Raw genomic sequence first — 11557 nt, 5'->3', positions numbered from 1 at the left:
CCGACGTCAGCGAGGAGCGCCTGGAACTGGCCCGCAAGATCGGCGTCAGCCTCGCGCTCAACGTCTCGGACGCCGGCATCGCCGAGGGCCAGCGGGCGCTCGGGCTGCGCGAGGGCTTCGACATCGGCCTGGAGATGTCCGGCCGGCCCGAGGCCCTGCGCGACATGATCGCCAACATGACGCACGGCGGCCGCATCGCCATGCTCGGGCTGCCCGCCGAGGAGTTCCCGGTCGACTGGGCCCGCATCGTCACCTCGATGATCACCATCAAGGGCATCTACGGCCGGGAGATGTTCGAGACGTGGTACGCCATGTCGGTGCTGCTGGAGGGCGGTCTCGACCTTGCCCCGGTGATCACCGGCCGGTACGGCTACGCGGACTTCGAGGCGGCCTTCGCCGACGCCGCGAGCGGCAGGGGCGGCAAGGTCATCCTCGACTGGACCGTCTGACCCCACCCTCCTCCTGAGCCAGCACCTTCAAGGAGCCCCTCCATGTTCGACTCCGTGCGCGACGACCTGCGCGCCACCCTCGACGAGATCCGCGCCGCCGGCCTGCACAAGCCCGAGCGGGTCATCGGCACCCCGCAGTCCGCGACCGTGAACGTCACCGCGGGCGGCCGCCCCGGCGAGGTCCTCAACTTCTGCGCCAACAACTACCTCGGCCTCGCAGACCACCCCGAGGTGATCGCCGCCGCCCACGAGGCCCTGGACCGCTGGGGCTACGGCATGGCCTCCGTGCGCTTCATCTGCGGCACGCAGGAGGTGCACAAGGAGCTCGAGGCCCGCCTCTCGGCCTTCCTCGGCCAGGAGGACACGATCCTGTACTCCTCCTGCTTCGACGCCAACGGCGGTGTCTTCGAGACCCTGCTCGGCCCCGAGGACGCCGTCATCTCCGACGCCCTCAACCACGCCTCCATCATCGACGGCATCCGCCTGTCCAAGGCCCGCCGCTTCCGCTACGCCAACCGCGACATGGCCGACCTGGAGGCGCAGCTCAAGGCCGCCGGCGACGCCCGCCGCAAGCTCGTCGTCACCGACGGCGTCTTCTCCATGGACGGCTACGTGGCGCCGCTGGCGGACATCTGCGACCTCGCCGAACGCCACGGCGCGATGGTCATGGTCGACGACTCGCACGCCGTCGGCTTCGTCGGCCCCGGCGGCCGGGGCACCCCCGAGCTGCACGGCGTCATGGACCGCGTCGACATCATCACCGGCACCCTCGGCAAGGCGCTCGGCGGCGCCTCCGGCGGCTATGTCGCCGCCCGCGCCGAGATCGTGGCCCTGCTGCGCCAGCGCTCGCGCCCGTACCTGTTCTCCAACACCCTCGCGCCCGTGATCGCGGCGGCCTCGCTGAAGGTGCTCGACCTGCTGGAGTCGGCCGACGACCTGCGGGTCCGGCTCGCCGAGAACACGGCGCTGTTCCGCTCCCGGATGACCGGGGAGGGCTTCGACGTCCTGCCCGGCGACCACGCGATCGCCCCGGTGATGATCGGTGACGCGGCGAAGGCCGGCCGGATGGCCGAGCTGCTGCTGGAGCGGGGCGTGTACGTGATCGGCTTCTCCTACCCGGTCGTCCCGCAGGGCCAGGCCCGCATCCGCGTCCAGCTGTCCGCCGCCCACTCCACGGACGACGTGAACCGGGCCGTGGACGCCTTCGTCGCGGCCCGCGCCGAACTGGAGAACTGACCGGGCGCGCGGCCGGCGCGGTCCGCGTGTCCCGCGGGCCGGGTGACTTGCGATAATCGGTCGCATGATCGAGGCGCGGCGGCTGCACATCCTCCGGGCGGTGGCCGACCACCGTACGGTGACGGCGGCTGCCGCCGCGCTCTACCTCACGCCCTCCGCCGTCTCGCAGCAGCTCGCCGCCCTGGAACAGGAGACCGGCCACCGGCTGGTCGAGCGGGGCGCCAAGGGCGTGCGGCTGACCCCGGCGGGCGAGATCCTGCTGAGCCACACCCACGTGGTCCTCGCCCAGCTGGAGCGGGCCGAGGCCGAGCTCGCCGCGTACGGTTCCGGCCAGGCCGGCACGGTGACGGTGGCCGCCTTCGCCACCGGCATCGCCGAGGTCGTCGCGCCCGCGGTCGCCCGCCTCGCCGCGGTCGCGCCCGGCATCCGCATCCGGGTGCAGGACGCGGAGGGCGACGCCAGCCTGCCGATGGTGCTGGACCGTCAGGTCGACGTGGCCGTCGCCGTCGAGTACCGCGGGGCGCCCCCCGCCGACGATCCGCGCCTGACCCACGTACCGCTCTACGCCGAGCCCTTCGACGCGGTCGTGCCGGTGGCCCACCGGCTGGCCGGCTCCTCCGAGGTCCCGCTCGCCGAACTCGCCAAGGACCCCTGGATCGGCCCCTATCCGGGCAACCCCTGCCACGACGTGGTCGTCCTGGCCTGCGAGAGCGCCGGGTTCCAGCCCCGGCTCGAGCACTCCTCCGACGACTTCCGCGCGGTCGTGGCCCTGGCCTCCGCCGACGTCGGCGTGGCGCTCGTGCCGCGCTCCGCGCTGCGCGGCATGGACCTCACCGGCGTGGTCGTGCGCCCCGTCGACGGGGAGGCGCCCACGCGCCGGGTCTTCGCCGCCGTGCGCCGGGGCGCCGAGGAACACCCGCTGATCCGCCCGGTCCTGGAGGCGCTGGGCGAGGCGGCACGGACCTAGGGCCTCTCTTCCGGATCTTGCCGCTGGTCGCGGGGAGGCGAGGCAACTCGGAGTCGGCCCGGTCCGGAAGAGAGGCCCTGGCCGCGAGCCGTGCTCGTGTGGTGCCCGGTGTGAGCGGTCGGTAACACGCGTGTTCCGGGGCTGGGGTACCTTCCCGGACATGAACGAAGGGCAGCGGGTCGCCGGTGGTGGTGCGGCCGGGACGGCGTGCGTGAACCGGCTCGACGCGACGCAACTGGCCGCCCGTGTCGAGGAGTTGGCCCGGCTGTTGGTGGACACCGTGGCGGACGGCGCCTCCGTGGGATTCCTCGCGCCCCTCAGCGCCATCGAGGCCGCCCACTGGTGGCGGGAGCGGGTGGCGGGCGTGTCCGAGGGACGGCTCGCCGTGTGGACGGCGCACGACGGCGAGGGCCGCACGGTCGGCACGGTGAGCCTCGCCTTCCCCGACAAGCCCAACAGCCGTCATCGCGCCGAACTGGTCAAGCTGATGGTGCACCGGTCCGCCCGCGGCGAGGGCCTCGGACGCCGGCTGCTGAACACCGCCGAGCGCGCGGCGGCCGAGGCCGGCGTCACCCTGCTGCACCTGGACACGGAGACCGGCAGCGCCGCCGAGCGCCTGTACGACTCGGCGGGCTGGACCCGCGTCGGGGCGATCCCCGACTACGCGGCCGACCCGGGCGGGGTCCTGCGGCCGACCACCCTGTACTACAAGCAGGTCGGGGCGGGCGCCCGTCACGGCTGACTGTCAGTGGCACGGACTAGCGTGCGTGACATGCCGGATGCCGAAGACGTACGCCGTATCGCGCTGTCCCTGCCGGACACGGCGGAGAAGACCGCCTGGAGCATGCCCACGTTCCGGGTCGCGGGGAAGATGTTCGCCACCCTGCCGGAGGACGAGACCTCCGTCGCCGTGCGCTGCCCCAAGGAGGAACGCGACGAACTGGTCCTCGCCGAGCCGGAGAAGTTCTGGATCGCGGGCCACGAGGCCCAGTTCGCCTGGATCCGGGTGCGCCTGGACGCCCTGGAGGACGAGGGCGAGCTGCGCGACATCCTCGCCGACTCCTGGCGGCAGGCGGCTCCGACCCGGCTGCTGGAGGCCCACCCGGAGCTGGGACTGCCGACCGGACGCTGAATGGCCGGTGGCGATGTCAGTGGGCCGTGGCATGATCCGAAGGCGGATCGGGGGAGGCGGCAGGGGAGGGGGTGCCGGGGATGAGCGGTGGGACGTCGTCGCAGTCGTCGCCCGGGGAGGCGGCGGGCACGCAGGACATCGTTGCCACGGCCGTGGACCGCGGCGGGCCGCGGACGGTGTGGTCGCGCGACTTCGCCCTGTTCTTCGTGGCACGGGCCGTCGCCCGGCTCGGCGACACCATGCTGCCCGTCGCCCTCGCCGCCGGCCTGCTGGAGCACGGGTACGGCGCGGGCGCGGTCGGCCTCGCCATGGCCTCCACGGCCGCCGCCTTCGCGGGACTGGTGGTCTTCGGCGGGGTGATCGCCGACCGGTTCAGTACCCGCAGACTGATGATCGGCGCCGATCTGGTGCGCCTGGGCACCCAGTCCCTCGCGGCCGCGCTGTTCTACTCAGGGCATGTGGTGCTCTGGGAGATCTGCGCCATCGGCTTCGTCAACGGCGTGGCGGGCGCCGTGTTCCAGCCGGGCGTGGCCAGTACGGTGCCCCGGCTCGCCTCCGACATCCAGGCGGCCAACGGCGCCATACGCATCGCCGAGTCCGCCGCCCAGCTCGCCGGGCCCGCCGTGGCCGGCCTCCTGGTCGGCTTCGCCTCGCCGGGCTCGGTGTTCGCCGCCCACGCGGGCACCTACGCGGTCAGCGCCCTGTGCCTGCTGCTGCTCCGCCTGCCCCGGCTCGCACCCGCCGCATCCGGCGTACCCGCCGCGCCCGCCGCATCGGGGGCGGGCGGCGCGGGCGGCGAGGCCGGCGCCGGTCCGCGGGAGCACCGTGCGGGCGGCTCCTTCAGGGCCGATCTGGCCGAAGGCTGGCGGGAGTTCAGAGCCAGGACATGGCTGTGGGGCGTCATAGCCGTGTGGTGCCTCTACATGATCGCGGTCTGGGGACCGACCGTCCCGCTGGTCGCCACCGAGGTGGTCCAGCAGCACGGCCCGCGCGCCTACGGCCTGGTCAACTCCGCGCTCGGCGCGGGCACCGTCGTCGGCGGCTTCCTCGCCCTGAGGCTGCGCCCCCGCCGGATGCTGCGCGCCGGCGCGGTCGCCCTGTTCGCCTTCGCCGGGTTCCCGGCGTCCGTCGGCGCCGGTCTCGGCGTGCCCGCGATGGCGGCCGGAGCCGCGGTCGCCGGGGCCGGGATGTCGTTCTGGGGCGTGATGTGGGCGACCAGCGTCCAGACGCAGGTCCCGCCCGACGTCCTCAACCGCATACACGCCTACGACGTGGCGGGCTCGCTCGCCATGATGCCCGTGGGGCAGGCCCTCGCAGGTCCCGCCGCCGCGTTCCTCGGCGCGGGGCACGTCCTGCTGGTGGCCGGGGCGATGAGCCTGGTCGTACCGGCCGCGCTGCTCGCGGTCCCCGCGATACGCGACCTGATACGCGCCGACGCGCACACCCTCGCCCCCCGCGCCGGAGCGGTCCGCGGGCGGGTGCGCGCGGCGCGACGCTGACGGCACGGCGTCGCGGAGCCAAAAAGGCGTGCGCGAGGACCGATCCGAGTGCGGTATGGTTTTCCTGCGCGGTCGGCCAGGGGAAAGCCCAGGTCAGACGGGCAACGGGACGTGGCGCAGCTTGGTAGCGCACTTGACTGGGGGTCAAGGGGTCGCAGGTTCAAATCCTGTCGTCCCGACTTGCGAAGACGCGGGTCAGCGTGTCAGAGGCCGTATCAGGGCAACCGGTACGGCCTTTGTTCGTTTTCCGGAAACCGGTGAACACGTTCACATCGGACGTCTGATGTCTCCGGGGACTCCTGGGAGGGCGCAGGGGCGGGCACAGCGGGCGCCTGACCGGGACGGCGGCTCGCCGGCTCGCCGGCCCGGTCGGCGGCGGCCGATCACCTCGTGACGGAGCCCGGCCGCGGCGTCACGTCCGCGCGGGAGACCGCCAGACAGCCGACGAGGGCGAGGATGGCGGCCGTCCAGGACAGGGTGACCGGGCCCAGGCCCAGATCCAGCCCGCCCCGGGCGGCCGGCAGCGCCATCCAGTCGGCGATCGAGGCGCCGAGGGGGCGCGTGACGACGTACGCCGTCCAGAAGGCGGCCACCGCGCCCAGCATGCCGCCGCGGTGCGCGAGGGCGGGCACGCAGATGGCCACGCCGAACAGGACGACCGAGCCGAGGTAGCCGAACCCCGCCGTCGCGGTCAGGTCGCCCGCCGCGGTGCCGAGGGCGAAGGTGGCCAGCACGGCCGCCCAGTAGAACGCCTCCCGGCGGCGGATGTGCACGCTGTGGATGGACAGGGTCCGCTCGACGGCGTACCAGAGGGCGAAGACGATGCCCAGCGCGAGCAGGAAGGCGGGCGTGGAGACGGTGTACGGGACGCCGAGGCCCACGTGCAGGACGTCGGCGGCCATGGTGCCGAACACGCTCACCATGACGATGGCCGTCCAGTAGATCCAGGCCACGTACCGGCGCACCGACAGCTGCACGACCAGCGCCGCGACCAGGGCGAGGCCGCCGAGCGCGACGGCCGGGACCGGGCCGAGCAGACGGGCCAGACAGTCCGAGGCCGTCTCGCCCATGCCGGTGGTCAGCACCTTGATGACCCAGAACCAGACGGTCACCTCCGGCACCTTGTTCGCCATCACGCGGACCCGGGCACGGGTCCGGTGCGGCGGGCGCTGCGGGTGATCGTCGCGGCGGTCGTCGAGGACGTGCTCAGTGCTCATGCCGCGCACGATCGCATGATCGGACGATCTTCTCCCAGCCCCTTTTGCCAGGGTTTTGGGAGCTCTGGTGCAGGTGTTGCCGAAGCGGCCCCGGTGGCCGGTGTCAGCTCACGAGACCCACGTGGGCGAGCGCCTGCTTGAGCAGGACCCCGTGCCCGCCGGGCATCTCGCTCTGCACCGCCTCGGAGGCCGCCTCCTGGGGGCTGAACCACACCAGGTCCAGGGCGTCCTGCCGGGGCCGGCAGTCGCCGGTGACCGGGACGACGTAGGCGAGGGACACGGCGTGCTGGCGCGGGTCGTGGTACGGCGTGACGCCGGCCGTCGGGAAGTACTCTGCGACGGTGAACGGCTGGAGGGAGGCCGGCACGCGGGGCAGCGCCACCGGGCCGAGGTCCTTCTCCAGATGGCGCAGCAGGGCGTCGCGCACCCGCTCGTGGTGGAGCACGCGGCCGGAGACCAGGGTCCGGCTGACCGTTCCGTCCGGTCCGATGCGCAGGAGCAGGCCGATGCTGGTCACTTCGCCGCTGTCGTCGACGCGCACGGGCACCGCCTCGACGTACAGGATCGGCATGCGGGCGCGCGCCGACTCCAGTTCGTCGGTGCTCAGCCAGCCGGGCATGGTTTCGGTCATGTCAGACATTGCTTGATCATACTTTCAGTGGCGCTCAGTGGGGGAGATCGGGGAGGCCGTCGAGGCCGTAGACCCGCCGGGCATTGTCGCGTCCCGTCCAGTGGGCGATCCGCAGGGCGTCGGCCGGGCTCAGCTCGTCGGCGTCGACCAGTTCCCCGAGGAGGGCGGCCAGGCCCTGGCGGAAGGCCACCGCGCCCAGGTGGTGGAACTCGGCCACCCCGTAGGCGTCGGAGCTGTAGAGCAGCTTGCGGAACGGGGTGATCTCCAGCGCCTCGGCGAGGACCGCGCGGGCCCGGGCGGGGCCGACGTGGTGCAGGGCCAGGCCCACGTCGAGGTACACCCGCTCGAACACGGCGGCCAGATAGGCCGCCTGACGCTGGTAGGGCCAGCAGTGCAGCAGCATGACCGGGATCGTGCCCGCCGTCAGCCGCAGCCAGTCGGTCAGCAGCGCGGGGTCCGCCCGGTGCAGGCGCAGGTCGGCGTCGCCGAACCCGGTGTGCAGTTGCAGCGGCAGCCCGAGGTCGACGGCCGTCCACAGCAGATGCCGTACGAGCACGGGGTCGTCCAGACGCGAACCCCCGCGCCCCAGCCAGCCGGCCGCGGCCCGGGTGACCTCCGCCGCGGACGGGCGTGCCGGGTCCAGGACGAAGCCGGTGCGGTAGGCGGCCACCGACTTCACCGCCACCACTCCCGGCCGCCGCGCGGCCTCCCGCGCGGCCTCGGCGACCACCGTGCCGTACTCGCCGGGCTCGACCCCGCGCGCCGCCACGGCTTCCGCGACGCCCTCCAGCCGTACGACCTCGTGGGCCGTCGCGTCACCGCCCGCGGCGGCGGCCAGTTCCGCCGGGGTGGTGAGCGGCTGGGGCGCGTAGCCGGTGTCGACACAGAACACACGTGTGCCGGAGGCGGCCAGGAACCGCCGGTTGACCTCCGGGGCGCCCAGCTCGGCACGCCGGGCCGCGTACGCGTCGGCCGGGGCGTGGCGGGGCAGGTCCAGCACGGGTGCGCAGTGGCGGCGGACGGCCACGCCCACGGGGCTGTCGAAGGGGGAGACGCCGCCGCCCGGCCAGGCCTCGCCCTCGGTGAGCAGCGACTCCAGGCCCGGCCGGTCCAGCTCGGCGTCGACCACCCCGTGGCAGTGGTGGTCCACCAGCGGCAGCGCGGCCAGCGCTTCCCGGACCGGCCCGGCTCCGGTTGCCCGGCCCATCAGTACGTCCAGCGGTAGGCCGCCGCGACCCGCTCGTCGTCCAGACCTTCCACGGCCGCGATCTCGCCCTCGCGCACCGCCGTCACCGCGTCGGCGAGCACCGGCCCCAGCGCGCCGCGCAGCACCTCGTCCGCGCGGAACGCGGCGACGGACTCCGCTAGCGACGCCGGCAGCCGCCGCACCCCCCGTGCCGCCGCCTCGTTCTCACCGAGCCGGGCCGGGTCCCCGGTGGTCTCCTCGGGCAGGACCGCCGAGCCGTCCATGCCGTCCAGACCCGCCGCGATGAGACAGCCGAGCGCCAGATACGGGTTCGCGGCGAGGTCGACCGGCTTGACCTCCAGGTTGGCGGCCCGGTCGCGGATCCCGTGGATGCCGGTGACGATCCGCACCGCCGCCTCGCGGGTCTCGCGGCCCCAGGCGGTGAACACGCCCGCCCACTGCGACGGTTTGAGCCGCAGACGGCTGGCCGGGCTCGGCGCGGTGACCGCGGTCAGGGCGGGCAGCCGCGCGAGCAGCCCCGCCGCGAAGGACTCGGCCTCGGCCGTCATGCCGTACCGGCGGTCGCCGCCGGAGTGCAGGTTGCGCCCGTCGCGCCAGACGGAGAGGTGCACATGACCGCCGTTGCCGACGCCCCGCGCCTGTACGGCGGGGGAGAAGGAGACCCGCAGCCCGTGCCGCCGCGCCACCGCCCGCACGGTCTGCCGCACCAGGACGCTCCGGTCGGCCGCCGCCACCGGGTCCAGAGCGCCGACCGACACCTCGAACTGCCCGGCCGCGTACTCGGGATGCAGCTGTTCGACGTCCACGCCCTGCGCGGCGAGCGCCGCCAGCAGGTCGGCCGTGCAGTCGCTCAGCTCCACCTGCCGTACGGCACCGTAGGCAGGACCCGAGACCGCGGGCACGAACTCGCCCTCCGGGGCGTTTTCCAGGCCGAAGGCCCACTCGATCTCGATGGCCGCCCGGAACGTCAGCCCCCGGCGCCCGGCGTCCGCGACGACCCGGCGCAGGAAGGTGCGGGAGCACCCCGGATGCGGTTCGCCCTCCTGGGTGATGCGGTCCACCGGCGCCCAGGCCCAGCCGGGCTGGGCGGAAAGGACGGCCAGCTGGTCGAGGTCCGGGTAGAGCCGCAGGTCGCCGTCGGGGGAGCCGAGGACGTCGGTGGTGACGATCGAGTCGTGGGCCAGGAAGGTGTCGAACACGGGGGACATGCCCACGCCCCAGGCCACGGCCGCCGGCAGCTTCGCGGCCGGGACCGTCTTGACGCGGCCCACGCCCGCGGTGTCCACGTAGGCCAGGACGACGCCGTGCACGCCCCGCTGGGCGAGCTCGCCGCCGAGCGCGGTGGCCCGCTCGACGTCACCGGGACGCCCGCCGGGCACGGGGTCGGCGAGGGTGGTCATACGGCCTCCTCGGAACTCGGGCGTGCGCGCACGCTCCGGCGGCCGGTGTGCCGGCCTCGCGTCAGGGTTTCACGGCGACCGCGCCGAACTGCGGTACGGCGGCGGGCAGGTCGCCCTCGGCGCGCCACTGCGAGCACGGCACCAGCCCCGGCTCGACCAGCTCGAGCCCCTCGAAGAACGCGGCGACCTCGGCGCGGCCGCGGGCGGTGATCGGCGGGGTGGCGTTGGCGTTCCAGAACTCCATGGCGGCGAGGTTGCCCTCGCCGCCGAGGTCGGCGTCGAAGGTGGGGTGCGTCAGGACCAGGAAGCTGCCGGAGGGCACCGCGTCCATGACGCGGCGCACGATGTCGCGGGCCTCGCCGGTGTCCAGCACGAAGTTCAGGATGCCCAGCATCATCACCGCGATCGGACGGTCGAAGTCCAGCGTGGCCGACGCGCGTTCGACGATGGCGTCCGGGTCGTGCACGTCGGCGTCGATGTAGTCGGTGACGCCCTCGCGGGTGCTGGTGAGCAGGGTGCGGGCGTGGACGAGGACGATCGGGTCGTTGTCGACGTAGACGATGCGCGACTCGGGGGCGATGCGCTGCGCTATCTCGTGGGTGTTGTCGACGGTGGGCAGCCCGGTGCCGACGTCGAGGAACTGGCGTACGCCCCGCTCGGTGGTCAGGTGGCGCACGGCCCGGCCGAGGAACTCGCGGTCCGCGCGGGCGACGTCCCGGATCACCGGGAACATGCCGGCGACGTGCTCGCCGACCTGCTGGTCGACCTCGTAGTTGTCCTTGCCGCCGACCCAGTAGTTCCACACCCGCGCGTTGTGCGCCACGCCGGTGTTCAGCCTCGGCGACCCGCCCGGCGGGGTGCGGCTCTCGCTCACGTCTGCGCTCCTGGTTCGTCCCGTCGCCCGCCGCCTGCTGTGCGGCCGTCGCCGCCATTGTGCCGCCGGGTGATCACGTTGTCCCCGGAATCGGCCGAGCCGCCGGCGGCGGACCCGCGTTTTTCGGCCAGGTCGTGTTTGCCCGGGAGGAGCCGGGCGTGTTTCCCTGGGGCCGCTCCCAGCACGGAAAAAGGACATGCCCAGCACTGCCTCGACCTCGCCCCTGCCCACCGCCGCCACGCCCGCGGACGGCCCCGCCGACATACGGCTGATCGTCACCGACATGGACGGCACGCTCCTGGACGACGCCAAGCGGATCCCCGACGGACTGTGGCCCGCCCTGGCCGAAATGCGACGGCGGGGCATCCTGTTCAGCCCGGCCAGCGGCCGCCAGTACGCCACGCTGGCCGAGCAGTTCGCCGGAGCCGGCGAGGGCATGGTGTTCATCGCGGAGAACGGCACCTATGTCGTACGGGACGGAGTGGAGCTGAGCTCCGACCCGCTGGGTCCGGGCGTCGCCGCCCGCCTCGTCGACGCGGTGCGCGGCCTCGGGGCGCGGGGCGTGGACGTGGGCGCCGTGGTGTGCGGGAAGCGCTCGGCGTACGTCGAGCGGACCGACGAAGCCTTCCTGGCCGAGGTGCGCAAGTACTACGTGCGGCACCGGATCGTCACGGACCTCGCGGCCGTCCAGGACGAGGTCGTCAAGGTCGCCCTCTTCGACTTCGGCTCCGCCGAGCGGACCACGGCCCCGGCCCTGGCCGGCTTCGCCGCGGACCACCAGGTGGTCGTCTCCGGCGAGCACTGGGTCGACGTGATGAACCGCACCGCCAACAAGGGCGCCGCACTGCGCGGCCTCCAGCGCCAGCTCGGGATCACCCCGGCACAGACGATGGTGTTCGGCGACTACCTCAACGACCTGGAGATGCTGGACGCGGCCGAGTGGTC

General features: G+C 73.8%; 12 protein-coding genes and 1 tRNA gene. 8 read left to right on the top strand and 5 right to left on the bottom strand.

What is annotated here, in order from left to right:
* The 7 genes from IE249_RS36870 to IE249_RS10680 form a co-directional block, all read left to right on the top strand.
* On the top strand, window positions 1-449 hold a 449-nt coding region (locus tag IE249_RS36870), incomplete at its 5' end, for a zinc-binding dehydrogenase (RefSeq protein WP_229858043.1).
* A 42-nt stretch (window positions 450-491) separates the two neighbouring features.
* On the top strand, window positions 492-1685 hold the full coding sequence (locus tag IE249_RS10705; RefSeq protein ID WP_189704525.1) for a glycine C-acetyltransferase: 1194 nt from the start codon (window positions 492-494) through the stop codon (window positions 1683-1685).
* A gap of 64 nt (window positions 1686-1749) precedes the next feature.
* Window positions 1750-2652, top strand: coding sequence for a LysR family transcriptional regulator (locus tag IE249_RS10700; RefSeq protein ID WP_189704524.1), 903 nt, complete (start codon window positions 1750-1752; stop codon window positions 2650-2652).
* 160 nt (window positions 2653-2812) lie between these two features.
* Window positions 2813-3394 carry a GNAT family N-acetyltransferase gene (locus IE249_RS10695; protein WP_189704523.1) on the top strand — a complete coding sequence of 194 codons (582 nt, stop codon included), beginning with the start codon at window positions 2813-2815 and terminating at the stop codon, window positions 3392-3394.
* A 30-nt stretch (window positions 3395-3424) separates the two neighbouring features.
* Window positions 3425-3784 carry an MmcQ/YjbR family DNA-binding protein gene (locus IE249_RS10690; RefSeq protein WP_189704522.1) on the top strand — a complete coding sequence of 120 codons (360 nt, stop codon included), beginning with the start codon at window positions 3425-3427 and terminating at the stop codon, window positions 3782-3784.
* 80 nt (window positions 3785-3864) lie between these two features.
* Window positions 3865-5283, top strand: a complete 1419-nt coding sequence (locus tag IE249_RS10685) for an MFS transporter (RefSeq protein ID WP_229858040.1) — start codon at window positions 3865-3867, stop codon at window positions 5281-5283.
* Window positions 5284-5388: 105 nt separating this feature from the next.
* Window positions 5389-5462: transfer RNA gene (locus IE249_RS10680), tRNA-Pro, on the top strand.
* Window positions 5463-5666: 204 nt separating this feature from the next.
* Here IE249_RS10680 and IE249_RS10675 read toward each other — a convergent pair.
* The 5 genes from IE249_RS10675 to IE249_RS10655 form a co-directional block, all read right to left on the bottom strand.
* On the bottom strand, window positions 5667-6500 hold the full coding sequence (locus IE249_RS10675) for a COG4705 family protein (protein WP_189704521.1): 834 nt from the start codon (window positions 6498-6500) through the stop codon (window positions 5667-5669).
* 103 nt (window positions 6501-6603) lie between these two features.
* Window positions 6604-7131 (bottom strand): NUDIX hydrolase family protein, encoded by a 528-nt coding sequence (locus tag IE249_RS10670; protein WP_189704573.1) that lies wholly within the window; start codon window positions 7129-7131, stop codon window positions 6604-6606.
* 34 nt (window positions 7132-7165) lie between these two features.
* Window positions 7166-8338, bottom strand: a complete 1173-nt coding sequence (locus IE249_RS10665; RefSeq protein ID WP_189704520.1) for an amidohydrolase family protein — start codon at window positions 8336-8338, stop codon at window positions 7166-7168.
* A complete protein-coding gene (locus tag IE249_RS10660) occupies window positions 8338-9738 on the bottom strand; it encodes a type I glutamate--ammonia ligase (RefSeq protein WP_189704519.1) in 1401 nt (466 codons plus the stop codon). Before IE249_RS10660 ends, IE249_RS10665 begins: the two co-directional genes overlap by 1 nt.
* Window positions 9739-9799: 61 nt before the next feature.
* Window positions 9800-10612: an SAM-dependent methyltransferase gene (locus IE249_RS10655; RefSeq protein ID WP_189704518.1), complete on the bottom strand. Its 813-nt coding sequence runs from the start codon at window positions 10610-10612 to the stop codon at window positions 9800-9802.
* 196 nt (window positions 10613-10808) lie between these two features.
* On the opposite strand from IE249_RS10655, the gene IE249_RS10650 reads away from it, so the two are divergent.
* The coding region (locus IE249_RS10650; protein ID WP_229858037.1) for an HAD-IIB family hydrolase at window positions 10809-11557 on the top strand (749 nt) is incomplete at its 3' end.

The organism is Streptomyces anandii JCM 4720, assembly GCF_014650655.1.
GTDB classification, from domain to species: domain Bacteria; phylum Actinomycetota; class Actinomycetes; order Streptomycetales; family Streptomycetaceae; genus Streptomyces; species Streptomyces anandii.
The sequence above is the reverse complement of the archived record's forward strand: the minus strand, read 5'-3'. Positions and strand labels throughout refer to the sequence as shown.

Bases quoted from the DNA above. Each gene is read 5' to 3' on its own strand.
- IE249_RS10660 (WP_189704519.1), bottom strand. From the start codon at position 9,738: ATGACCACCCTCGCCGACCCCGTGCCCGGCGGGCGTCCCGGTGACGTC.
- IE249_RS10685 (WP_229858040.1), top strand. From the start codon at position 3,865: ATGAGCGGTGGGACGTCGTCGCAGTCGTCGCCCGGGGAGGCGGCGGGC.
- IE249_RS10665 (WP_189704520.1), bottom strand. From the start codon at position 8,338: ATGGGCCGGGCAACCGGAGCCGGGCCGGTCCGGGAAGCGCTGGCCGCG.
- IE249_RS10705 (WP_189704525.1), top strand. From the start codon at position 492: ATGTTCGACTCCGTGCGCGACGACCTGCGCGCCACCCTCGACGAGATC.
- IE249_RS10675 (WP_189704521.1), bottom strand. From the start codon at position 6,500: ATGAGCACTGAGCACGTCCTCGACGACCGCCGCGACGATCACCCGCAG.
- IE249_RS10670 (WP_189704573.1), bottom strand. From the start codon at position 7,131: ATGACCGAAACCATGCCCGGCTGGCTGAGCACCGACGAACTGGAGTCG.
- IE249_RS10695 (WP_189704523.1), top strand. From the start codon at position 2,813: ATGAACGAAGGGCAGCGGGTCGCCGGTGGTGGTGCGGCCGGGACGGCG.
- IE249_RS10700 (WP_189704524.1), top strand. From the start codon at position 1,750: ATGATCGAGGCGCGGCGGCTGCACATCCTCCGGGCGGTGGCCGACCAC.
- IE249_RS10690 (WP_189704522.1), top strand. From the start codon at position 3,425: ATGCCGGATGCCGAAGACGTACGCCGTATCGCGCTGTCCCTGCCGGAC.